This is a genomic window from Azospirillum brasilense (genome assembly GCF_008365405.1).
Taxonomy (GTDB): Bacteria; Pseudomonadota; Alphaproteobacteria; order Azospirillales; family Azospirillaceae; genus Azospirillum; species Azospirillum brasilense_D.
In genome coordinates this window covers 44,536-68,023 of record NZ_QOKV01000015.1, presented here as the reverse complement: position 1 = coordinate 68,023, position 23,488 = coordinate 44,536, and the positions used below count along the sequence as shown (strand labels likewise).

Below are 23,488 nucleotides of genomic sequence, written 5' to 3'. Positions count from 1 at the left end.
GGCGCGGTGGCGCGGGTGGGGGCGCATCCTGTATGGTCGCCCGATCGAAAGGGCTACCCAACCGAGTCCGTGATGACCAGACGTCTGCGCCTCGTTCCCGTCTCCCTCGCCGTGGTCTGCGCGGTGATGCTGACCGCCTGCCAGACGGGCGAGCGGACCAACCGCGCGCCCGTGGTGCAGGGCACCGCCAGCGCCTCTCCGGCCGGGCTCGACACCGTCTCCGGCGAGTGGGAAACCGACAAGACCACCGCGCTGCGGTCGCAGCCGAGCAACGGTGCCCCCATCATCGCCACCTTTCCGCCCGGCCAACCCCTGAAGGTTCTGGGCCGCGCCCGCGGCACCGATTGGGTGGCGGTGCAGGCGGTGGGGTCGACCGCCTATGTGCGGATGCATCTGCTGCGCCTGCGCGGCAGCGCGCCCATCCAGACCGCCCGCGGCACGACGACCACCCTCGCCAAACCGGAGGACAACGCCGGCCCTTCGATCAAGGCCGCACCGCGCCGCAAGATCGAGGCGACGCCGATCGCGAACTGAGGCGGGGGGTCCCCCACCCCGGCCCTCCCCCGCTCTCGCGGGAGAGGGTGCCTTTTGCGAAGCGGCGGCAGTTCCCTCCCCCGCGTCAGCGGGGGAGGGTTAGGGAGGGGGCGAGACCGCCCTCGACCCTCAGAACTCCTTCCAGTCGTCGTCCTCGCTGACGTTGCGCTTGAGCGCGGCGCCCGAATGGGCCACCGCGCGAGCCGCCGGCTTGGCTGCGGCGCGGGTCGGGCGGGACGCCGGAGCGGCCGGACGCACCACCGGCGCCACATGCCGCGGGCCGGCAACGGCGACCGGCACGGCGCGCGGGTCCAGCTTGAAGAAGCCGATCAGCCCCTTCAGGTCGTTCGCCTGACCGGCCATGGCCTGAGCGGCGGCGGTGGTTTCCTCGACCAGCGCGGCGTTCTTCTGGGTCATCTCGTCCATCTGCGAGACGGTGGCGTTGATCTCGTCCAGGGCCGCCGCCTGCTCGCTCGACGCCGAGGCCATCTCGGCGATCAACCCGGCGACCTGCTGGACGCCCGACACGATGCCCTCCAGCGCGTCGCCGGCCTTCTTGACCAGTTCCACCCCGTCCTTCACCTGGGCGTCGCTGTCCAGGATCAGGCCCTTGATCTCCTTGGACGCCTGGGCGGAGCGCTGGGCAAGGTTGCGCACCTCCTGGGCCACGACCGCGAAGCCGCGCCCGGCGTCGCCGGCCCGCGCCGCCTCCACCGCCGCGTTCAGCGCCAGCAGGTTGGTCTGGAAGGCGATCTCGTCGATCACCCCGATGATGTCGGTGATCTTGCGGCTCGACGCCTCGATGCGCTTCATCGCGTCGATCGCCGAGTCCGCCACCGTGCCGCCGGACTCCGCGGCGGTGCGGGCGTCGGCGGCCATGCCGTTGGCGCGCTGGGCGTTGTCGGCGTTGGAGCGCACGGTCGCCCCCAGCTCCTCCATGCTCGCCGCCGTCTCCTCCAGCGAGGAGGCCTGCTGCTCCGTCCGCTCCGCCAAGTCGGAGGAGCCGATGGAGACCTCGCCCGCCGCCGAGGCGATGGTGTCCGCTGATTGGGTGATCTGGCCGACGATCTCCGACAGCTTGGCGGAGGTGGCGTTGACATCGGTCTTCAGCGTCTGGAAGGCCCCCTCGTAGTCGCGCTGCACCCGCTTGTTGAGGTCGCCCTGGGCAAGCGCGCTGAGCACCGCGCCGAGGTCGGCGATGACCGCCTCGACCGTGTCGGTCAGGCGGTTGATGCCCGCCGACATCGTCCGGTAGAAGCCGTCCTTGCCGGCCAGGTCGAGGCGGCGCGACAGGTCGCCCTTCGACACGCCGTCGATCAGCGCGGCGATCTCCTCGCCGATGGCCGTCTCGCGGGCGCGTTGCGCCTCGTCGGCGCGACGCTCGGCCTCCAGGCGCTCACGCTCGGCCTCGTCCATCGCCTTCTTCTGGATGGCGTTGTCCTTGAACACCTGCACCGCCTGGGCCATCTGCCCGATCTCGTCGCCGCGGTCGAGGCCGGGAACGGCGACATCCAGCTTGTCGGCGGCGAGGTCGTGCATGCTCGCGCTCATCGCCCGCACCGCGCCCATCTGGCGGCGGACCAGGAAGAAGCTGACCAGACCGAAGGCCAGGGTGACCAGAGGCGCCACCACCAGGATGGTGCGCTCCACCTCGTCCACCACCCTCATCACGTCGGCCCGCTTCAGCCCGACGAACAGCACGCCGACCACCGAGCCGGAGGCGTCGAGCAGCGGGTCGTAGGAGGTGAAGTAGCGCTCGCCCAGGATGTCGGCCTCGCCGCGGTAGGGCTTGCGCTGCGTGATGACGCTGTCGAAGACCGGCCCGGCGCCCAGCTTGGTGCCGTTGGCCCGGCTGCCGTCGGGGTTCTGCACGGTGGTGGCGACGCGGGTGTCGCCGCGGAACACCGTGGCCGCACCGCCGGTCAGCTCGCGGATCTGGTCGACCATGCGGGTGTCGCCGTCGATCCGCACCGATCCGACATGCAGCGCGCCGTCGCGCAGGCTGTAGTCGGCGCCGTTCTGCTTCAGCAGCATGTGGGCCAGCGCCATGCTGCGCTCCCGCTGCTCCTGCGCGGAGGCGGCGCTGCGGTCGCTCAGCACGTGGCTGGAGGCCAGCGTCAGCACGATGGCCAGGATGAACAGCCCCAGCACGTTCAGCAGGGACAGTTTGGCGGTCAGGGAGAGATTTTTCAGCACGTTCGGCCCTATGCGGCAATCGCTCCGCAGCCCTCGCCAACGGAGATAGACAATAAGTCTAATACGGTTTTATCCTTTCGTCCGCGTGCAATTTTTCGGAGACGGATTCCCGCAAACCGTGTGGAAACGCTCCGGTGGACCGCCATGCAGCCGGCGCACGGCCCGTCTTCCTTGGTTGGCACCGCAAGTGGCCCTAGTTTAGGGCAGCCGCTTTTGGCAACCGATCCAATTCCCGGACCCCTCCATGCGCCGCCGCACCAGCACTCCCAGCCCGGCCCCCTCCTATGCGGAGGCCGCGTCCAGCACCGGCGACATGGCGGCGCTGCGCTCGCTCGTCCCCTATCTGTGGCCGCATGATTCCTTCGAGACGAAGCTGCGCGTGGTGGTGGCGCTCATTCTGCTGGTCGGCGCCAAGGTGGCGAACGTCTGGGTGCCGCTCTTCTACAAGCGGGCGGTGGACGCCCTGTCGCCAGGCGACGCCGGGGCGCTGGTGACCATCCCGCTGGGGCTGATCGTCGCCTATGGTCTGGCGCGCGTGATGTCGCTGGTCTTCGCGGAGCTGCGCGACGCGGTGTTCGCCAACGTCGCCCAGCGCACCATCCGCAAGGTCGCCCTGTCGGTCTTCCAGCACCTGCACGCTTTGTCGCTGCGCTTCCACCTGGAGCGGCAGACCGGCGGGCTGACCCGCTCGCTGGAGCGCGGCACCCGTGCCATCGAGACGCTGCTGCGCTACGCCCTGTTCTCCATCGTGCCGACGCTGGTCGAGATCACGCTGGTCTGCGTGATCCTGTGGCGGATGTTCGACGGCTGGTTCGCGCTGGCGACCTTCGCCACGGTGGGAAGCTACATCGCCTACACCTTCTTCGTGTCGGAATGGCGCATCCAGTTCCGCCGCGCCATGAACGAGACCGACAACAAGGCCAACACCAAGGCGGTGGACAGCCTGCTGAACTACGAGACCGTCAAGTATTTCGGCAACGAGGGGCACGAGGCCCGGCGCTACGATCAGGCGCTGGCCTCCTACGAGCAGGCGGCGGTCAAGAGCCAGCGCAGCCTGTCGCTGCTGAACATCGGCCAGTCGGCGATCATCTCGCTGGGGCTGGCGGTGGTCATGGGCATGGCGGCGCGCGGCATCGTCAACGGCACGATGACGCTGGGCGACTTCGTGCTGGTGAACACCTACCTGCTGCAGCTCTACCAGCCGCTGAACTTCTTCGGGGTGGTCTACCGCGAGATCAAGCAGGCGCTGATCGACGTGGAGTCGATGGTGACGCTGCTGTCGGTGGACCGCGAGGTCGCCGACCGGCCGGGTGCCCCCCCGCTGGCCATCACGGGGGGCGAACTGCGCTTCGACGGGGTGGAGTTCGGCTACGACCCGCGGCGGCCGATCCTCAAGGGGGTGAGCTTCACCGTGCCCGCCGGGCGGACGGTGGCCATCGTCGGCCCGTCCGGGGCGGGCAAGTCGACCATCGGACGGCTGCTGTTCCGCTTCTACGACGTGTCGGGCGGCGGCATCCTGATCGACGGGCAGGACATCCGCGCGGTGACCCAGCAATCGCTGCGCGGCGCCATCGGCATCGTCCCGCAGGACACGGTGCTGTTCAACGACACGGTCTATTACAACATCGCCTACGGCCGCCCCGGCGCCAGCCCGGCGGAGGTCGAGCAGGCGGCGCGGCTGGCCCATATCCACAATTTCATCATGGCGCTTCCCGACGGCTACGAGACCACGGTGGGGGAGCGCGGGCTGAAGCTGTCCGGCGGCGAGAAGCAGCGCGTCGCCATCGCCCGCACCATCCTGAAGAACCCGGCGATCCTGCTGTTCGACGAGGCGACCTCGGCGCTCGATACCCACACCGAGCGGGAGATCCAGGCGAACCTGCGCGAGGTCAGCCGCGGCCGCACCACGCTGGTCATCGCGCACCGCCTGTCCACCGTGATCGACGCCGACGAGATCCTGGTGATGGAGGCCGGGCGTGTGATCGAACGGGGGCGCCACATGGAACTGCTGTCGCGCGGCGGCGCCTATGCCGCATTGTGGGCGCGGCAGCAGGAATCCTCCCAGGGGCCGGAGCCGGTTCCGGAAGTCCTTGCCCCCACCTGAGCCCTTTCCCACCTCATCCCATCATCACGACGGAGCATCCCTTTGGGACCGGTACGGCAGGCGCTGCGCGAGGCGACCCGCGACATCCATGAACGGCTGGACCGGGCGGCGGTGCTGCGCCCGCTGACCAGCCCGTCGATCACGGTGGACGAGTACCGCGACGCCCTGATCGCCCTGCACGGCTTCAACGCCCCCATTGAGCGGGCGCTGGGCGAGCGGGCGCTGGGCGAGGGGACCGAACGGCTGGACCTGCTGCGCGCCGATCTGGCCGACCTCGGGGTGGACGCGGATGCCCTGCCGGTGGCCGGGTCGCTGCCGGCGCTGGACGGCCTGCCGGCGCGGCTGGCGGCGCGCTACGTGTTGGACGGCTCCGCCCATGGCGGGCGGGCGATGCTGCCCAACGTCACACGCGCGCTGGGCTTCGACGCCACGCGCGGGGCGCGCTTCCTGGCCTCGGCCGGGATCGACATGGCCGGCCGCTGGAAGGCGCTGCTCGCCCGGCTGGAAAGCGATCTGGACGCACCCGAGTCGGCGCAGGCGGCCTGCGCCACGGCGGTCGCCCTGTTCGCCGCGCTGGAGGTCTGGCTGGACGGGCTGGTCGCGAAGGCCGCCTGAGTGTTGACGAGCGATGGCGGATCGACCCAGTGATCGATGAGAGGCTTCACCGCGCCCGCCGCGCCCGCTAGGGTCCTGCCATGACGACCGTTCCCGCTCCCGCCCTCAACACCCCCGCCGCGCTCGCCGACGCGGTGCTGCAGGGTGACCGCCGCGCGCTCGCCCGCGCCATCACGCTGATCGAATCGACCCGGCGCGACCACCGCGCCCAGGCCGACGCCCTGCTGGAGACGCTGCTCCCCCACACCGGCAATTCGGTGCGGGTGGGCATTTCCGGCGTGCCGGGGGTGGGCAAGTCGACCTTCATCGAGGCGTTCGGGCAGCACGTCATCGCGCGGGGGCACAAGGTGGCGGTGCTGGCCATCGACCCGTCGTCGCAGCGCACCGGCGGCTCCATCCTGGGCGACAAGACCCGCATGGTCGACCTGTCGCGTGAGCTGAACGCCTTCATCCGCCCGTCGCCCGCCGGCGCCACGCTGGGCGGCGTGGCCCGCCGCACGCGCGAGGCCATGCTGGTCTGCGAGGCGGCGGGCTTCGACGTGATCGTGGTGGAGACGGTGGGCGTCGGACAGTCGGAGACGGCGGTGGCCGACATGGTCGACCTGTTCATGCTGCTTCTGCTGCCCGCCGGGGGCGACGAGCTTCAGGGCATCAAGAAGGGCATCGTCGAGCTGGCCGACCTCGTGGTCGTCAACAAGGCGGACGGCGACCTCGCCAACACGGCGCGGCATACCGTCGCGGACTACCGCCACGCCCTGACCCTGCTGCGCCACGGCGACTGGCGCGTGCCGGTGCTGAGCTGCTCGGCCATCACCAAGGCCGGCATCGATTCGGTGTGGGACACCATCGGGGAACACAAGGCCATCACCGAGGCGTCCGGCGTCCGCGCCACGCGCCGCGCCGAGCAGGCCCGCGCCTGGCTGTGGAGCGAGATCCGCGAGACGCTGGTGGACGCCTTCAAGGGGCATCCCGCCGTGCGCGCCGACCTGTCCGCGCTGGAGTCCCGCGTGACCGGCGGCGCCATCACCCCCACGGCCGCTGCACGCGTTTTGCTTGAAAAGTTCCTCGGGCGCGCGGTGGAGTAGGTCCTTTCGGGTATGCTGCACCGCAACATTTCTTGTTGCGCCGCGATTCTCCCGTGCATAAGGTGGCCTGGGCGGGAAAGGAGCGTCTTCATGGCGCTTGGGCGAGGGGTTTGCCCGCAGTCTCCTGGGGTATGAGCCGGAGTTGACTTGTCCGACACCGCCTCCGCGTCGAGTCGTCAACGGGAGACCTTAGGACATGGCCGCCAACTTTCTGGATCTTTTCGAGCGCTTCAACCCCCTGACCAACGGGGCTCTCGCCCTGTCGCCGCTGGGCAAGGCGAACGCCGAGACCTACGCCGCCCGCGGCACGCGCGTCGCCGGCGTGATGCAGGACGGCTGCCGCCGCCTGCTCGACGGCGTGACCGCCGGCATCGGCGAGACGACCCACCTCGCCGGCGAGTTCGCCAAGGTGCGCAGCCCGGCGGACCTCGTCGCCGTGCAGCGCGAATGGGCGACCGTCGCCCAGGCCCGCGTCGTCAACCACGTGCAGACCGTCCTCGACGTCTCCTCGAAGATCGCCGCCGAACTGGGCGTCAGCCCGGTGGCCCTGACGTCGGCCGCCCCGGCGCCCAAGGCTGCCCCGGTTGCTGCGCCGGCCCCCGCCCCGAAGGCGGAGGCCCCGAAGGTCGAGGCGCCCAAGGTCGAGGAGAAGAAGGCAGAGGCGCCGAAGGCTGAGGCGGCTCCCGCTCCGGCGCCGAAGAAGGCTCCGGCGGCCCGCAAGGCTCCGGTCAAGGCCGCCGCTCCCAAGGCGGAGGCCCCGAAGGCCGAAGCGCCGACTCCGAAGGCGGAGCCGGTGAAGGCGGAGACGCCGAAGGTCGAGGCGGCCCCCGCCCCGGCGCTCAAGGCGGAAGCCCCGAAGGCCGAGGTGAAGGTTGAGGAAAAGAAGGCCGAGGCCCCGAAGGTCGAAGCCGTCAAGACCGAAGCCCCGAAGGCCGAAGCCCCGAAGGCCGCCCCGAAGGCTGAGGAGAAGAAGGCCGCCGCTCCCGCCGCCGAGTGATTTCACCGGATCGCGGTCCCCGCCGGCCCGGGGACCGTCGATCGGCGCGCGCCCGTCTCTTCCTTCCTTGACGGGCGCGCGCTTGTTCGACTATAACGCCGCCTCCTTCGGGCGGTATGCTGCCCGGGACCGGGTTTCATTTGCTAAAATAAAGGATCACTCCGATGGCACGTCGGTGCTCCGTGACCGGCAAGGGCACGCAGTTTGGCAACAACGTCAGCCACGCCAACAACAAGACCCGCCGCCGTTTCCAGCCGAACCTGCAGGAAACCGCGCTGCTGAGCGACGCTCTGGGTCAGATGGTGCGCCTGCGTATCTCCACCAACGCGATCCGTTCGATCGAGCACAAGGGCGGCCTCGACGCCTTCCTGCTCGACGCGAAGGACGACGTCCTCAGCCTGGAAGCGCGCCGCCTGAAGCGCCGCATCGCCAAGGCCCAGGACAAGCAGCAGGCCGTCGCGGCCTGAGGCTGACCGCCTGGAGGCGCCGGAGCGCATCCAGGCGATTCTGGTGATGTCACCGCGGGGCGGCAAACTCCGCGGCCGGGCTCCAAGCCCCACACCAGGACGACTCCGACTCTCGGTTGCACCGAACCCCGGTTGAGAGTGCCGCGCGCATCGCCGAAAGGCTTTGCGCGCGTTTTGTCGTTTTCGGGGGTTGCCCTAAAACGACCGCTGCACGCCCAGCAGCAGGCGGTAGCGCGGCGAATCGGGGCCGAACCCGACTCCGATACCGGCTCCCACGGCGAGGTCTTCGCCGACGAGATGCCGGACGCCGGCCTCCACGAAATTGTCGGCCTTGCCGCGCTCCTCCGACTGCTCGCGCACCACGTCGACGGCCACGGCGGTGGCGGGGCCGACCGGTGCATTCATTCCGGCGGCCATGATGAAGCGGTTGTCGCGCTCGTCCGATGCCGGATCGAACCGATGCCGCCAGGACAGGTTGGCGTGCAGGCGCGGCGCGCCGGCGGCGGTCCCGAGCGGCTGGGTCAGGCGCCCGGTGATCCCGGCCTCGGTCGTCTTGCTCCCCGACCCGTAGGGGATGCTGACCAGCGGCTCCACCGAGAGGCCCAGCCGTCCTTGCGACGGTTCACGGATGTTGTATTCGGCGGACAGCGTGACGTCGCCCTGCTGGGCGTCGTCGGCGTTGCCCACGCGGTAGCCGGGATTGACCTTCAGCGCCAGGCCGTCGGCGACGCCGACCTGGAGTTCCGGGTCGAAGGACAGGCGGTTGCGCCCGCCGTCCCCCTTCAGCCGCTCGAAGAAGGCGCGAACCTTCACATCGACGCTGCCCTTCTCGATGGCGGCGGCGTCCTCGACGGTGATCGGCAGTTCCGACGACAGCGCCATGCGCTCGTCGTCCTGCGCGCGGGCGGTCCCGACGGCAGGCAACCCGGCGGCGAGCAGCCCGACGGCGAGGGTAAGGCCCGCGAGGGCGGCGTGGCGCATGACTGTTTCCCCGGAACCGATGGCGTTTGCCGAACAACAGCCGGGCGGGGCGAACGGGCCGCGGAGGGGAGGGTGTTACTCCACCGAGTCGGGGTCGTCGGCGTCCACCACCCGCCGCGCGATGTCGTAGGCGAAGCCGGCGCGGCCCAGCGCCGCCAGATCCTTGTCGCGGAACTCCGCGCGCTTCTCCGGCAGGCGGTAGGGGCCGAGCCGGCGGCGGCGGGCCAGCGCCAGGGCGGCGGTCAGGTTCAGGTCGCCCTCGACCTCCTCGTCCAGCGACTCCAGCGCGCGGTCGGCCTCGTCGCGGCCGATGCCCTTGGCCGACAGTTTCTCGCGGATGGCGCGGGTCGAGGTGCCGCGACGGTGCAGGCTTACCGCCCGCATCTCGGCGTAGGCCGCGTCGTTGAGCAGGCCGCTGCGCAGGTAGCGGGCGATCAGGTCCTCGACCCAGCGCGCGCCCTCCGCCGGGTCGGTGCCGTGGGCCTGGGCGGAGCGGTCGACCTTGCGCATCAGCACCCGGCGCAGACTGGCCGAGGAGCTGGCGAAGCGCTGGAGATAGTGCAGGGCCGCGTTCTCCAGATACTGGGCGGTGACGCGGCGCGGCGGCTTGCGGGCCGGCGGCTGGTCGCGGGTCATGGCTGTCTCCCGTCCGGGGGCGGTTGCCGGAACGGGCGCCGCGCCCTAAAGTCCGGTCCATTCCTGTTGATCGTGGTGCGATGACTCATCCTCTCCCTCCCATGCCCCGCCAGGTCGGCGCCGTCAACTGGGTCGGCCTGTGGACCCTCTACGCGCGCGAGGTGCGCCGGTTCCTGAAGGTGCACCAGCAGACCGTCTGGGCGCCCGTGGTCACCACCCTGCTGTTCTACGCCGTCTTCGCGCTGGCGCTGGGCGGTGCGGTGCGGATGATCGGGACGGTGCCCTATCTGGAGTTCCTGGCGCCCGGCCTGATCATGATGGCGATGGCTCAGAACGCCTTCGCCAACACCTCCTCCTCCGTGGTGATCGCCAAGGTCCAGGGCAACATCGTCGACATCCTGATGCCGCCGATGGCCCCGCTGGAGCTGGCCTTCGGCTTCGTCATGGGCGGGGTGACGCGCGGCCTGCTGGTCGGGCTGGTCACCGGTCTGGCCATCTGGGCCTTCGTCCCGGTGCGCATCGCCCATCCGGAGTTCGTGATCTTCCACGCCCTGATGGCCTCGATGCTGCTGTCGCTGCTCGGGCTGGTCGGCGGCATCTGGTCGGAGAAGTTCGACAACATCGCGGCGGTGACCAACTTCGTGGTGACGCCGCTGTCCTTCCTGTCCGGCACCTTCTATTCGGTGGAGACGCTGCCGCCGGTGTTCTGGTGGATCGCCCATTTCGACCCGTTCTTCTACATGATCGACGGCTTCCGCTACGGCTTCATCGGGCGGTCGGACGGCACGCTGGGGATCGGGATTCTCGTCATGCTGGCCGTCAACGGCAGCTTGTGGTGGCTGGCCTGGCGCATGCTGAAGACGGGCTACAAGCTGAAGGCGTAAATCCGCCTGAATCCGGTCGAATTCAGCCGGTTGGCGTAGCCAATCCGTTGACAGCGTGAAGTGACATCTTGATATTCGACGGTTCCCGGCGGGCGAGGGTGTCCGCCGGGCTTTCCTCATTCGGAGGTTTTCGCTGTGATTCCGGTCGTCATGCCCACATATGCCCGCGCCGACATCGTGTTCGAGCGCGGCGAAGGTCCGTATCTGTACGCGACCGACGGGCGACGATTCCTCGACTTCGCCGCCGGTGTGGCGGTGAACGTCCTCGGCCACGCGAATCCCTATCTGGTCGAGGCGCTGACCGCCCAGGCGCACAAGCTCTGGCACACCTCCAACCTGTTCCGGGTCGCCGGGCAGGAGAGCCTCGCCAAGCGGCTGACCGAGGCCACCTTCGCCGACACCGTGTTCTTCACGAACTCGGGCGCCGAGGCGTGGGAATGCGGCGCCAAGCTGATCCGCAAATACCATTACGAGAAGGGCGACAAGGCCCGCACCCGCATCATCACCTTCGAGCAGGCCTTCCACGGCCGCACGCTGGCGGCGGTGTCGGCGGCCCAGCAGGAGAAGCTGATCAAGGGCTTCGGCCCGCTGCTCGACGGCTTCGACCTCGTGCCCTTCGGCGACCTGGAGGCGGTGCGCAACGCCGTGACCGACCAGACCGCCGGCATCTGCCTGGAGCCGATCCAGGGCGAGGGCGGCATCCGCGCCGGCTCGGTGGAGTTCCTGCGCGGTCTGCGGGACATCTGCGACGAGCATGGGCTGCTGCTGTTCCTGGACGAGATCCAGTGCGGCATGGGCCGCACCGGCAAGCTGTTCGCCCATGAATGGGCCGGCATCACGCCGGACGTCATGGCGGTGGCCAAGGGCATCGGCGGCGGCTTCCCCCTGGGCGCCTGCCTCGCCACCGAGAAGGCCGCGTCGGGCATGACCGCCGGCACCCACGGCTCGACCTACGGCGGCAACCCGCTGGCCACCGCGGTCGGCAACGCCGTGCTGGACAAGGTGCTGGAGCCCGGCTTCCTCGACCATGTGCAGCGCATCGGCGACCTGCTCCAGGACCGTCTGGCCGGTCTGGTGGCCGAGAACCCGGCGGTCTTCACGGGCGTGCGCGGCAAGGGGCTGATGCTCGGCCTCGCCTGCGGTCCGGCGGTCGGCGACGTGGTGGTGGCGCTACGCGCCAACGGCCTGCTGTCCGTTCCGGCGGGCGAGAACGTGGTCCGGCTGCTGCCGCCGCTGAACATCGGCGAGGCCGAGGTGGAGGAGGCCGTGGCCATCCTCGCCAAGACCGCCAAGGAGCTGGTGTGATGTCCGCCGTCCGTCATTTCCTCGACATCGACCGGCTGGACAAGGCGACCCTGCGCCGGATCCTCGCCATGGCCGCGACCATCAAGAAGGACATCCCGGCCTACCGCTCGCTGTTCGCGGGCCGCACGCTGGCGATGATCTTCGAGAAGCCGTCGACCCGCACCCGCGTCTCCTTCGAGGTGGGCATGCGCCAGCTCGGCGGCGACGTGGTGGTGCTGAAGCCTGACGACATGCAGCTCGGCCGCGGCGAGACCATCGGCGACACCGCCCGCGTGCTGTCGCGCTACGTGGACGCGGTGATGGTCCGCACCATGGGCGAGGAGCGCGTGCAGGAGCTGGCCGAGTTCGCCTCGGTGCCGATCATCAACGGCCTGACCGACCAGTCGCACCCCTGCCAGATCATGGCCGACGTGATGACCTTCGAGGAGCATCGCGGCCCCATCGAGGGGCGCACGGTGGCCTGGATCGGCGACGTCAACAACGTGGCGGTGAGCTGGGTCCATGTGGCGGTGCGCCTCGGCGTGGAGATCCGCCTCGGCTGCCCGGAGGTCTACGGCCCAGCGCCGGAGCTGCTCGACTGGGTGAAGCGCGAGGGCGGGCGGATCACCGTCACCACCTCGCCGGAGGAGGCCGTGCGCGGCGCCGACTGCGTGGTCACCGACGCCTGGGCCTCGATGCACAACACCGACGTGGACGAGCGGGCGGCGATCCTGTCGCCCTATCAGGTGAACGAGGCGCTGATGGCCTTGGCTGCCCCCGACGCCCTGTTCATGCACTGCCTGCCCGCCCACCGCGGGGAGGAAGTGACCGACGGGGTGATCGACGGCCGGCACTCGGTCGTCTGGGACGAGGCGGAAAATCGCCTGCACGCCCAGAAGGCCATACTGGCATGGTGCCTCGGCGCCACTATTTAAGAGCACTCGGGGCTGAGAGCCCTTGGAATTGGAGTCATGGCCCGGCGCCGCCCCCCGCGATGAGCGGGATGGCGGCGCCGGGCCATGGCCTGTCGTAACTTCGAGGACATCATGGACGATCCTTCCGTCCAACCGATCACCGACGATCTCGTTTTGCCCTTCCAGATCGAGGCGTCGCGCCTGCGCGGCCGCATGGTGAAGCTGGGCCCCGCGCTGGACGAAATCCTGACCCGCCACGCCTATCCGGAGCCGGTCGCACGCTTCCTGGCCGAGACGATGACGCTCGCCATGCTGCTGTCCAGCATGCTGAAGTACGACGGCATCTTCACGCTCCAGACCAAGGGCGACGGGCCGGTCCGGCTGATGGTGGCGGACATCACCTCGGTCGGCGACATCCGCGCCTACGCCCAGTTCGACGAGGAAGCGCTGGCCAAGGCCGCCGACGACGTGGCCATCGCCCCGGCGCCGGCCCTGCTCGGCAAGGGCCACATCGCCTTCACCGTGGACCAGGGGCCGAACACCGAGCGCTACCAGGGCATCGTCGAGCTGTACGGCAAGACGCTGGCCGACTGCGTGCAGCATTATTTCCGCCAGTCGGAGCAGATCGACACCGGCCTGACCGTGTCGGTGGACCAGGAAACCCTGCCGGACGGCAGCAAGGGCGCCTGGCGGGCCGGCGGCATCATGATCCAGCGCCTGCCGCAGGATGCGACCGAAAAGGTGCTCGGCTCCGGCGACGAGGATGCGTGGCGCCGCGCCATGGTCCTGCTGTCCAGCACCACCGGCGACGAGCTTCTCGACCCGGAACTGGCGGCCAGTGCGCTGCTGTTCCGCCTGTTCCACGAGGACGGCGTGCGGGTGTGGCAGCCCAAGGCCCTGCGCTTCGGCTGCCGCTGCTCGCGTGAGCGGGTGTCGGACATGCTGTCCAGCCTGCCGCGGGACGAGGTGCAGGATCTGAAGATCGACGACGGGCGGGTCGAGGTGGTCTGCCAGTTCTGTTCCACCGCCTACCACTTCGACGACGCGGACCTCGACCGGGTCTACGGGACGGCGAAGTAGGGGGCTCCAGGTTCCGGATGCGCTAATGAGGCGGCGCGGCTATAGTGCCGCGCCGTTTTTCCGTCTCACCGGAGCGATCATGCCCACCCGCCGTTTCGTTCTCGCCGCCGCACTCGCCACCATGGCCCTGACGGCCTGCCAGAGCACGCCGCCGCGTCCGGCGGCCCGGCCCATCGACTATTCCAACTTCGGCCCGATCGTCCTGAACGCGGGCGGCGTCGACGTGGTGGACGCCCACCGTCCCGCCGGCACGGCCGTCGACCAGCGCATCCCCCTGCCGCCCGCCGAGGCGGTGCGCCGCTGGGCCAACGAGCGGCTGCAGGCCGCCGGCGGGCCGGGCCGCGTGCGGGTCACCATCCGCGACGCCAGCATCGTCGAGGTCCAGCTTCCCAAGACCGGCGGGGTAAAAGGTTACTTCACCAACGATCAGGCCCAGCGCTACGACGGCCGGATCGAGGTCGAGATCAGCGGCGAGCTGCCCGGCGAGACGACCTACCGCGGCATGACCAAGGCAACGGTGACGCAGTCCACCACGGTGCCGGAGAACATCTCGGTGGCCGACCGTGAGGCGACCCTGCAGGACCTCGTCCGCCGCATGATGGACGACCTGAATGCCCGGCTGGACGCCGGCATCCGCAAGGACTTGGCGCCGATGGTGCGGCGCTGACGCAGTCTCCGCCGCCATCTCCGACACCGTCTAGGCGGAAGGGCTGAGTGGAACGGCGTGGTCGAAAGGCGGAGGCCTTGGGGTTGCCCAGGGCCTTTTGCCGCGGCGCATAAGATGAAAATCAGTGTTGCGATACCCGCAAGTTCGGATTAGCCTTGATCGATCGTCAGGGTGCTCCCGAGTGGGAAGCCATTTTGTTTTTTCCGGGGGCGGGTGCACAATGGCTCTTTCGGCCTTCCAAGAGACGAACGATTCCGCCGCAGACACACCGACCCAAGGCGCGATCCGCACAAACTCCCGCGTTGCGCCGACAAGGACCGAACGGACCGGTGACGCGACGTCGCACAATCTCGGAACCGCGTACCTGAACGCGCCCCGTCCGGAGCGTATGATGCCGGGTGAGGGGGCCAAAGTCACCATGTTCGATGCCCTTCTTCCGGCGGGGTTGCGCCAAGCGCTGGACCAGCACATCAACCGGAACCGCATCGGGTAACGCCATCCTTCATGGGGAGACACGTCGATTATCTGCGCGAGCCCGTCGCGCACGCTTACGCGGTTGCCGCGATCGCGTCAACGGGACGTGCAATACCCCTCGACGACCTCAACTTTTTCCTGGCCGACGACCTGACGCGCGACATCGCGGATCGCAGCAATTCCAGCCAGCCCCTTTTCGTCGCCTACGAGACCACCTTGCGGTCATTGCGGCGCGATCCCGGCACGTCGGGTCGCGCCTATGCGCTGCTGTGCGCCTGTTCGGGAATCACCTACCAGACGGTTCTGGCCGATCAGGCTTGGGTGGAAAGGATGCCCGATCCCATCGACGGCTCCTTCGACTTCCAGGGGGTGGGGCGGCGCTTTTTCCGGGCGGCCTTCGCCGCGGTCCTGGTGGGCCGCCTGTGGGGGCAGATCTCCTCCCGGGCCGTCGAGCGCGACCGCGACCTCTTCCAGCGGCTGAGTCTGAGAGTGGCCACGGAAGAGCAGGTCGCTTTGGAGTGTGCCGCGCTCGCGCGGGATCTGGTCGGCGTTCCCGGTATCGCCGCGCCCGATAACCTCATCCTGATGCAGGCGTTCGACGACGCGTTGGCCCGTTCAGCGGGGGGCACGCTGGTGCAGCGCATGGAGGCGGTTCACACGGCAGTCCGGGGGCTGATCGACGATCTGTGTCGGCGCCGCTGAGAGGATGGCTTGGAGATGGTTTGGCGATCGCCTGAACGGGGCGTCGCGACGGTGCCATGAAAAAGGGCCGCCCCTTGGGGCGGCCCTTTCCGTTCCGATCCGTTTGGACCCGGTCCGCCTTGGCCCGCTTAGTAGCGGTAGTGGTCCGGCTTGAACGGGCCTTCGACCTTCACGCCGATGTACTCGGCCTGCTTGGCGGACAGCGTGGTCAGCTTGGCGCCGATCTTGTCCAGATGCAGGCGGGCGACCTTCTCGTCCAGGTGCTTCGGCAGGACGTAGACCTTGTTCTCGTAGCTGGCGGCGTTGGTCCACAGCTCGATCTGGGCCAGCACCTGGTTGGTGAAACTGGCGCTCATCACGAAGCTCGGGTGGCCGGTGGCGCAGCCCAGGTTCACGAGGCGGCCCTGGGCCAGGACGATCAGGCGCTTGCCGTCGGGGAAGACGACCTCGTCAACCTGCGGCTTGACTTCTTCCCACTTGTAGTTGCGGAGAGCCTCGATCTGGATCTCGCTGTCGAAGTGGCCGATGTTGCAGACGATGGCGCGGTCCTTCATCTGGCGCATGTGGTCCAGCGTGATCACGTCCACGTTGCCGGTCGCGGTGACGAAGATGTCGCCCTGCGGGGCGGCCTCGTCCATCGTCACGACCTGATAGCCTTCCATGGCGGCCTGGAGCGCGGTGATCGGGTCGATCTCCGTCACCAGGACGCGCGCGCCCTGCGAGCGCAGCGAGGCGGCCGAGCCCTTGCCCACGTCGCCGTAGCCGGCGACCACGGCGACCTTGCCGGCCACCATCACGTCGGTGGCGCGCTTGATGCCGTCGACCAGCGACTCGCGGCAGCCGTAGAGGTTGTCGAACTTCGACTTGGTGACGCTGTCGTTCACGTTGATGGCCGGAACCTTCAGCGTGCCCTTCTTCATCATCTCATAGAGACGATGGACGCCGGTGGTGGTCTCCTCCGACAGGCCGCGGACCTCGGCCAGCATCTCCGGATACTTGTCGTGCATGATCTGGGTGACGTCGCCGCCGTCGTCCAGGATCATGTTCGGGGTCCAGCCATCGGGACCGCGCAGGGTCTGCTCGATGCACCACCAGAACTCCTCCTCCGTCTCGCCCTTCCAGGCGAAGACCGGGATGCCGGCGGCGGCGATGGCGGCGGCGGCCTGGTCCTGGGTCGAGAAGATGTTGCAGGACGACCAGCGGACGGTCGCGCCGAGAGCGGTCAGCGTCTCGATCAGCACGGCGGTCTGGATGGTCATGTGCAGGCAGCCGACGATGCGGGCGCCGGCCAGCGGCTTCGTCTCGCCGAACTCCGCGCGCAGCGCCATCAGGCCGGGCATCTCGGTCTCGGCGATGGTGATTTCCTTGCGGCCCCACTCGGCGAGGCTGATGTCCTTGACCTTGTAGTCGGTGAAGTTGGCGGGCGCGGCCATCGGGGGGTCTCCTGGGCGGCTGTTTGCGGTACAGCAATGATGAGGGGCGGGCACACCGGCCCGCTGTGGCGTTGGTGTAGCAGCGCATTCGGAACCCCGCAAGCATAAAGATATCTTTATGTTTGCGGGGTTGACCATTCGGCGACGTCCGCTGCGGCCCGGCGGACCTTTTCCCCGGAGGCCGGCGTTCCCATAACCGGTCTGCGACCGACGGGAGGCATGGGACGGGCGATGGCGCTGGCAGGATTGAGGGCACCCGGCTTCTGGACGAGGCTCGGCCGGCACGAGTTGCGGCTTCTCGTCGGCATGGCGGTCAGCGCCGGGCTGATCCTGGCCTTCGCCCTGCTGGCCGGCGAGGTGATCGAGGGCGAGACGGCGGCCTTCGACCGCGCGGTGCTGATGGCGCTGCGGGTGGCCGGCGATCCGACGACGCCGCTGGGGCCGCCCTGGCTTCACAACGCGGCGCGCGATGTCACGGCGCTGGGCAGCATTACGGTGCTGTCGCTGATCACCGCGGTGACGGTGGGCTTCCTGCTGCTTCGGGGAAAGCGCGGGGCGTCGCTTCTCGTGCTGTTGTCGGTCGGCGGCGGCATGGCGATCAGCGGCCTGCTGAAGAACCAGATCGGACGGGAGCGTCCGGACATCGTTCCCCACGGCGACATCGTCTTCACCGCCAGTTTCCCCAGCGGCCATTCGCTTCTGTCGGCGGTCGTCTTCCTGACGCTGGGCGCGATGCTGGCGCGCTTCGTCGAGGGAAGGCGGCAGAAGGCCTACGTGCTCGTCGTGGCGATGGCGGTGACGTTGCTGGTCGGCTGCAGCCGCGTCTATCTGGGCGTCCATTGGCCGACCGACGTCCTGGCGGGCTGGTGCGTCGGGGCGGGATGGGCCGCGCTGTGCTGGCTCGTCGCCCTGTGGCTGCAAAGACGCGGTGCGGTCGAACCGGAGGGTGAAGCCGGAACGGTGCCGGATCGCACTTGACCCCGCCCGGCCTCAGCCGATATTTCGGGTTATCCCGTCGTTCAACCCACTGCATGTCGATGCCCGAAGGCGCCCTGGACCGTGAAACCCTGCAAGCTGTCGGCGTGCTGAAGCGCGCCGTGGACGAGGCGCGGGTGCCGGGCGTGCTGGAGTTCCGGATGCTGTCCAGCGCGCTGGACCGCACGCTGGAAACGGAAGACGTGCATGAACTGAACGAGGCCAAGCGCGTTTACGAGACGTTGGACGGCGAATGCCGGACGCTGGTCGTGGAGCGCGCCACCACCTTGGCCCGTGCCGAGGCCGCCGAACGGCGGGCGCCGCATGGGGAAGGGGAGGCCGAGGTCGCCCCCATCGCTGCGGCGAAGCCGCAACCCCCGGCGTCGCCGCCTTTGGCGCCTCCTCCCGGGGCGCCGCCCGGCCTGCGCGGCGGCAGGACCATGCGTCCGGCCACCGGTTTCCTGGCGGCGCTGAACGGCGTTCGCTCCGCCTCGCGGAGCCAGCCGCCGGGGCAACCAAAGGCGGACGGCGCTTCCGACAGCCGCGCCACCGCGAAGTCGCGGCTGATGGCGGCGGTGGAGGAGCGGCGCGAGAGCGACCAGGGCGCGCGGCTCCATTCCGGCGGGCCGCCATCGGACAGCGACTGACAGAGATGAGGATGATCAGGGAATGACAGCGTTCAGGGTCGGGGATCAGGTGACGATCCACAACAGCCAGACCGGCCCCGAGAGGATCGCCACCGTCGATGCCTTCACCGAGGGCAACCGCTGCATGGTGCTGTCCGACGGCACCAAATGGCGGGCGGACGGCCAGCGCCAGTGGCGCGTCGGCAGCAGCTATTACAAGGGGCCGGTGGTCGAGCGGACGCGGCCCGGCGACGTCGACATCGTGACCCGGCGCCGCGCCATCGGCGTGATCCGCAAATTCGCCCAGGACCTGAACATGGACAGCCCGTTCGACGCGGCGGCGCTGACCCGTATCGTCGAGCGGATTCAGGCGGAGCAGGCTGCGGCCCCCAAGCCCGCAGCGTCCGAGGACTGAGCTTCCGAAGCCGCCGGCCCCTTTCCGTCGTGGGAGGGGACGGGCGCTCCGTGCGTGTTGCGTTAGTATGCGAATGCGTATCATTATCATGGTATGCAGCCGTGAACCGGCCAGGCAACCGCATTCGGGCTGAACTCACATGACGGTCAAGAGGAAGGACGGAACGCCGCATCCGAAACCGGAGGCGTCTGCTCAGGGCAAGGCCGTTCCCCGCGACCAGGAAAATCGGCTGTCCCGTGGCCGTCTGATCGTCGCGCTGGACGCGCTGCTGTCGAAACGGAACGTCACGCTGGCCGCCCGCGACCTCGGTCTGCAGACATCGGCGCTCAGCCGGCTCCTGGGGCAGATGCGCGAGGCGTTCGGCGATCCCCTGTTCATCCGCTCCGGCCGCGGCCTGGTGCCCACGCCGTTCGCCGAAGCGTTGCGCCCGCGCGTCCAGGCGATGGCCCGCGGGATCGACGCTCTGTTCGAGCCGGCGGCGGAACGCCCGGCGCTCGACGAAACCTTCGATCCGCGCTGGAACGTGCCGACCGGCATCGCGGCGCCGCCGCTCCAGGTGCGGCCCGCCGGCCTGCTGGAGGGGCAACCGTCGCCGGCCCGGGTCGACGCGAAACTGCAGGGGATCGGGCCGGATGCCCCTGCGCAGGACCGTCTGGCCCGCCACATCGGCGTGCTGGGCATCGCCGGGGGCGGCCATGGCCGCCCGCTGACCGCCGAGGAGGCGGAGGAGGCGATGACCATCATCCTGGCGGGTGAGGCCGATCCGGTGCAGGTCGGCGCGCTTCTCGGCATGATGCGGATGCGCGGCTCGACCGCGCCGGAACTGGCCGGGATGGTGCGGGCGATGCGGGCGCACGTCGCCGCCGGGCTGGGCCGGACGATCCAGGCGGACATCGACTGGCCCTGCTTCACTTCGCCCAACTACCACAACCCGCCCTGGTTCTTTCACGCCGCCCGGCTGGTCGCGCAGGCCGGCCACCGGGTGCTGCTGCACGGCGGCACGGGCTGCAGCGCGGCGTCCGGCCGGTACGAGTTCATCGCGCCCACCGTGGGCATCCCGGTCTGCACCAACGCGCGGGAGATCGCGGCGGCTCTGGCGGCGCAGCGGATCGCCTACGCCCCGCTCGCCGCCCTGTCCCCTCAGATCTACCGGCTGATCGGCCTGCACCGGCTGACCCAGACCCGTTCCGCCGTGTTCGAGGCCGTGCATCTGCTGAAGCCGGCCAAGACCAAGACCTCCCTGCTGGGCGCGGCCAAGCCGACCTACCGGGAACTGCACCGCGACGCCGCCCGCATCCTGGGCTGGAAGCACATGGCCGTGCTGGGCAGCGTGCGCGACGTCGCCCAGTTCACGCCCTTCCGCCCGTCCTCCATCCACCGGCTGGTCAACGGCGCGGCGGAGGACCTCCTCCTGCCCGCCTGCATGGAGGAGCCGCCGCCGACGCCGCGCCCGCGCGGCACCAGCCTGGAATATTGGCAGGGGGTGTGGACCGGTGCGGTGCGCGACGCGCGGGCGGAGCGCATCATCGTCGGTACCGCCGCCTTCGCCCTGTTCGCCCTTCCCGGCGCCGCCGGGCCGGCCTTCGCCGACGCCCTGCGGCTGGCCGAACAGCTCTGGAAGGCCCGTCTCGGGCAGGGCGCGATGGCGGTCCGGATTCCGTCCTGACGGACAAAAGACGTTCGGGCCGCGGCGCTCCCCCATATTGAGAATAATTCTTATTATCGGAGTTGCTGCTTTGCAACAGCCCGGTTTCGCACACTCCCGCGCGATCCTCTGAAAACGCCTGAACAGACATTTTAAATCGTTGTAGCACATATGAAAAGCGGGTGTCGGCCCACGTCTGGGCGGGCTGCCGGAGGGTCCCTCATGGGCCTCCGCCAAACGACATATCCCCGCATGCGACGGGGCTGAACAAGGGTGATTTTGCAATTTAGAATTATTCTGAATGATCGCCGTTGAAGGGGGCGCCTCCCCGCTTGGTAGATACCCGCCGCTGATCGGCGCATCCGCCACGACGTTTTTTCGGGAGAGCCTCATGTTGCAATCGAATGTCCCCGACCGCCTCCGACCCATCATCGCCGGTGCCGCCGCGACGGCGGGGCTGGCGATGTCCTTCTCCACCCTGGCGACGGTGGCCGAGGCGCAGACGGCCGGTGCCGGGGCCGGTTCGGGGACCGGGACCGCGCCGGGCACCGCGGCCGGTGACGCCACCGTTCTCGACCCGGTGCGGGTCGGCGCCGACCGTCCGGCCGACACCGGCAACGTGAACGCCAAGCCCACCGGCATCTCCCGCCTGCCCGACACGGTCAAGGACACGCCCCGCGTCGTCAACGTCGTTCCGGAAGAGATCATCGAGCAGCAGCGCGCCACGACCCTGGAACAGGTCCTGCGCAACGTCCCCGGGATCACCATCTCGACCGGCGAGGGTAACGGCGGCCAGAACGGCGACCAGTTCCGCATCCGCGGCCTGACCGCCCGCGGCGACATCTACACCGACGGCCTGAAGGACTTCGGCGTCTACACCCACGACGTCTTCAACACCGAGTCCGTGCAGGTCTTCAAGGGCCCGTCGGGCAACGGCTTCGGTGTCGGCAACTCCGGCGGCGTCATCAACCAGGGCACCAAGAAGGCCGGGCTGGACAAGCGCTACAACGTCGAGCAGTCGGTCGGTTCCGGCCCCACCTACCGCACCACGGTGGACGTGAACCAGCCGATCAACGAGACGACGGCGCTGCGCTTCAACGGTCTGTACCACGACCAGGACGTCGCCGACCGCGACGAGGTCGAGGCCAAGCGCAAGGGCTTCGCCGCCGACCTCGGCGTCGGGCTGGGCACCCCGACGACCTGGCACCTGAACTATTCCTATTTGAACGGCGAGAAGACGCCGGACATGGGCCAGCCCATGATCCGCGGCCGCGACGGCATCGTCCGACCGGCGCCCGAGTTCGGGCTCGACCGGTCCACGTCCTACGTCCGCAATCTGGACCGTGACGACACCGACAACCACATCGTCACCTCGACCCTGGCCCACGAAGTCAGCAAGACCCTGTCCTTCTACAACGACAGCCGCTACAGCCATTACGAGCGCGATTTCGTTTCCACGGCCCCCTCGGCGCTGACCGCCGCGGCCAACACCGCCTTCCTGAACGGCGGCAACCCGGTGATCGGCTATGGGGCCGGTGGCGGCATGGCCTTCAAGCAGAAGGGCTGGGGCGTCCAGAACGTTGCGGGTGTGAAGGCGGAGGGCAATTTCCTCGGCCTGTACCACAAGGTGAACGGCGGCCTGGACCTCAGCTACCAGAAGGACGAGCGGCGCGGCGGCACCTGGGTCAACCGCACCAACACCCAGACCATCCGCAATCCCAGCCACAGCTATCCGGCCAACGCCTTCATCACCTACCCGGCGACCGGCGTGCGCGAGTCCAGCGTCGCCAACACCGGCCTGTTCGTCACCGACCGCGTGTGGCTGTTCGACCAGCTTTCGGTGCAGGGCGGCCTGCGCTGGGATTACTTCCGCACCACCTTCAAGTCCGCCGACCCGGCGGTGATCGGTGGCAACGAGAGCACCCGCACGCTCAGCCCGTCGGCCAGCCTGATCTACGAGCCGACCAAGGACGTGTCGCTGTACGTCTCCTACGCGCGCTCCAACAAGCCGATCGGCGTGGACATCGCGGCGCAGGTCACCAACGGCACGGCGGAAACCCCGCGCAACGGGCGTGACTTCGATCCGGAAAAGACCGACCTCTACGAGATCGGCGGCAAGGCCGACTTCCTCGGCGGGCGGCTGGGTCTGAACGGCGCGCTGTTCCAGATCGAGAAGAGCAACACCTACTCCGTCGATCCGGCCACCGGCACGGTCACCGACGGCTTTTCCGAAGCCGGTCTCGGCACCCGCATCCGCGGTTTCGAGGCCGGGGTGAGCGGCAAGGTGGTCGAGGGCTGGAGCGTCTACGCCAGCTACGCCTACCTCGACGGCGAGATCAAGGAGTCGCGGACCAACGCGGCGGTCGTTGGCAACGAGGCGCCGAACGTGCCGAAGAACAACGCCAGCCTGTGGTCGACCTACGAGTTCGCCCCCGGCGTCGTGCCCGGCAAGGTCATGGTCGGCGGCGGCATCCAGTACGCCTCGGAATATTGGGCCGACAGCGCCAACACCGCCCGCGTGCCGGAGACGGTCTCGCTGGACAGCGTGGTGTCCTACGAGATCAACAACCTGTCCCTGGCGCTCAACGCCTACAACCTGACCGACCACCGCAACTACGCCTCGGCCTTCAACGCGTCGCGCGCGGTGCCGGCCTCGGGCCGCACCTTCATGCTGACCGCCGGCGTCACCTTCTGATCCCGGCCAGGCCGGACCGTGTCCCGGACCATCCTCCGGGGGCCGGTCCGGCCTTCTTCTTCTGCAAAAGGATTCCTCC

At 69.1% G+C, this 23,488-nt stretch carries 21 protein-coding genes; 17 read left to right on the top strand and 4 right to left on the bottom strand.

The window, feature by feature from the left end; translation table 11 throughout:
• Positions 1-72 precede the first annotated feature (72 nt).
• Entirely contained in the window at positions 73-534 is a 462-nt protein-coding gene (locus DS837_RS21110; protein ID WP_149166550.1) for an SH3 domain-containing protein, read from the top strand.
• A 129-nt stretch (positions 535-663) separates the two neighbouring features.
• Here the strand turns inward: DS837_RS21110 and DS837_RS21105 are convergent, their stop codons facing one another.
• Complete coding sequence (locus tag DS837_RS21105) at positions 664-2,730, bottom strand: methyl-accepting chemotaxis protein (protein WP_149166549.1); 2,067 nt, start codon at positions 2,728-2,730, stop codon at positions 664-666.
• Between the two features lie 244 nt (positions 2,731-2,974).
• On the opposite strand from DS837_RS21105, the gene DS837_RS21100 reads away from it, so the two are divergent.
• The 5 genes from DS837_RS21100 to rpmB all read left to right on the top strand — a co-directional run bounded on the left by DS837_RS21100 (position 2,975) and on the right by rpmB (position 7,998).
• The gene (locus DS837_RS21100) at positions 2,975-4,834 is read left to right on the top strand and encodes an ABCB family ABC transporter ATP-binding protein/permease (RefSeq protein ID WP_149166548.1); all 1,860 of its coding nucleotides are present in this window, start codon (positions 2,975-2,977) and stop codon (positions 4,832-4,834) included.
• A gap of 42 nt (positions 4,835-4,876) precedes the next feature.
• Positions 4,877-5,449, top strand: coding sequence for a biliverdin-producing heme oxygenase (locus DS837_RS21095; protein ID WP_149166547.1), 573 nt, complete (start codon positions 4,877-4,879; stop codon positions 5,447-5,449).
• Between the two features lie 80 nt (positions 5,450-5,529).
• Positions 5,530-6,534 (top strand): methylmalonyl Co-A mutase-associated GTPase MeaB, encoded by a 1,005-nt coding sequence (gene meaB, locus DS837_RS21090; RefSeq protein WP_149166546.1) that lies wholly within the window; start codon positions 5,530-5,532, stop codon positions 6,532-6,534.
• A 196-nt stretch (positions 6,535-6,730) separates the two neighbouring features.
• Complete coding sequence (locus DS837_RS21085; RefSeq protein WP_149166545.1) at positions 6,731-7,531, top strand: phasin family protein; 801 nt, start codon at positions 6,731-6,733, stop codon at positions 7,529-7,531.
• 164 nt (positions 7,532-7,695) lie between these two features.
• The gene (rpmB, locus tag DS837_RS21080; RefSeq protein WP_014198082.1) at positions 7,696-7,998 is read left to right on the top strand and encodes a 50S ribosomal protein L28; all 303 of its coding nucleotides are present in this window, start codon (positions 7,696-7,698) and stop codon (positions 7,996-7,998) included.
• Between the two features lie 195 nt (positions 7,999-8,193).
• On the opposite strand, the gene DS837_RS21075 is transcribed toward rpmB, so the two are convergent.
• On the bottom strand, positions 8,194-8,979 hold the full coding sequence (locus tag DS837_RS21075) for a hypothetical protein (protein WP_247890056.1): 786 nt from the start codon (positions 8,977-8,979) through the stop codon (positions 8,194-8,196).
• A 75-nt stretch (positions 8,980-9,054) separates the two neighbouring features.
• On the bottom strand, positions 9,055-9,615 hold the full coding sequence (locus tag DS837_RS21070) for a regulatory protein RecX (RefSeq protein WP_149166544.1): 561 nt from the start codon (positions 9,613-9,615) through the stop codon (positions 9,055-9,057).
• 80 nt (positions 9,616-9,695) lie between these two features.
• On the opposite strand from DS837_RS21070, the gene DS837_RS21065 reads away from it, so the two are divergent.
• The 6 genes from DS837_RS21065 (at position 9,696) to DS837_RS21040 (ending at position 15,620) form a co-directional block, all read left to right on the top strand.
• Positions 9,696-10,499 carry an ABC transporter permease gene (locus DS837_RS21065; RefSeq protein WP_149166543.1) on the top strand — a complete coding sequence of 268 codons (804 nt, stop codon included), beginning with the start codon at positions 9,696-9,698 and terminating at the stop codon, positions 10,497-10,499.
• A 150-nt stretch (positions 10,500-10,649) separates the two neighbouring features.
• The gene (locus DS837_RS21060; protein WP_149166542.1) at positions 10,650-11,804 is read left to right on the top strand and encodes an aspartate aminotransferase family protein; all 1,155 of its coding nucleotides are present in this window, start codon (positions 10,650-10,652) and stop codon (positions 11,802-11,804) included.
• On the top strand, positions 11,804-12,718 hold the full coding sequence (argF, locus tag DS837_RS21055; RefSeq protein ID WP_149166541.1) for an ornithine carbamoyltransferase: 915 nt from the start codon (positions 11,804-11,806) through the stop codon (positions 12,716-12,718). Before DS837_RS21060 ends, argF begins: the two co-directional genes overlap by 1 nt.
• A 111-nt stretch (positions 12,719-12,829) precedes the next feature.
• Complete coding sequence (locus DS837_RS21050; RefSeq protein WP_247890055.1) at positions 12,830-13,777, top strand: Hsp33 family molecular chaperone; 948 nt, start codon at positions 12,830-12,832, stop codon at positions 13,775-13,777.
• A 79-nt stretch (positions 13,778-13,856) separates the two neighbouring features.
• The gene (locus tag DS837_RS21045; protein ID WP_149166539.1) at positions 13,857-14,444 is read left to right on the top strand and encodes a hypothetical protein; all 588 of its coding nucleotides are present in this window, start codon (positions 13,857-13,859) and stop codon (positions 14,442-14,444) included.
• Positions 14,445-14,948: 504 nt separating this feature from the next.
• Positions 14,949-15,620 (top strand): hypothetical protein, encoded by a 672-nt coding sequence (locus DS837_RS21040; protein ID WP_149166538.1) that lies wholly within the window; start codon positions 14,949-14,951, stop codon positions 15,618-15,620.
• Between the two features lie 128 nt (positions 15,621-15,748).
• On the opposite strand, the gene ahcY is transcribed toward DS837_RS21040, so the two are convergent.
• Positions 15,749-17,053 carry an adenosylhomocysteinase gene (gene ahcY / locus DS837_RS21035; protein WP_137104541.1) on the bottom strand — a complete coding sequence of 435 codons (1,305 nt, stop codon included), beginning with the start codon at positions 17,051-17,053 and terminating at the stop codon, positions 15,749-15,751.
• A gap of 219 nt (positions 17,054-17,272) precedes the next feature.
• On the opposite strand from ahcY, the gene DS837_RS21030 reads away from it, so the two are divergent.
• The 5 genes from DS837_RS21030 to DS837_RS21010 all read left to right on the top strand — a co-directional run bounded on the left by DS837_RS21030 (position 17,273) and on the right by DS837_RS21010 (position 23,409).
• Positions 17,273-18,031, top strand: coding sequence for a phosphatase PAP2 family protein (locus tag DS837_RS21030; protein WP_149166537.1), 759 nt, complete (start codon positions 17,273-17,275; stop codon positions 18,029-18,031).
• 53 nt (positions 18,032-18,084) lie between these two features.
• Entirely contained in the window at positions 18,085-18,675 is a 591-nt protein-coding gene (locus tag DS837_RS21025) for a hypothetical protein (protein WP_247890054.1), read from the top strand.
• A 22-nt stretch (positions 18,676-18,697) separates the two neighbouring features.
• A complete protein-coding gene (locus DS837_RS21020) occupies positions 18,698-19,069 on the top strand; it encodes a hypothetical protein (RefSeq protein WP_149166536.1) in 372 nt (123 codons plus the stop codon).
• A 139-nt stretch (positions 19,070-19,208) separates the two neighbouring features.
• On the top strand, positions 19,209-20,735 hold the full coding sequence (locus DS837_RS21015; protein ID WP_149166535.1) for a glycosyl transferase family protein: 1,527 nt from the start codon (positions 19,209-19,211) through the stop codon (positions 20,733-20,735).
• A 370-nt stretch (positions 20,736-21,105) separates the two neighbouring features.
• Positions 21,106-23,409: a TonB-dependent receptor gene (locus tag DS837_RS21010; protein WP_149166534.1), complete on the top strand. Its 2,304-nt coding sequence runs from the start codon at positions 21,106-21,108 to the stop codon at positions 23,407-23,409.
• Positions 23,410-23,488 lie beyond the last annotated feature (79 nt).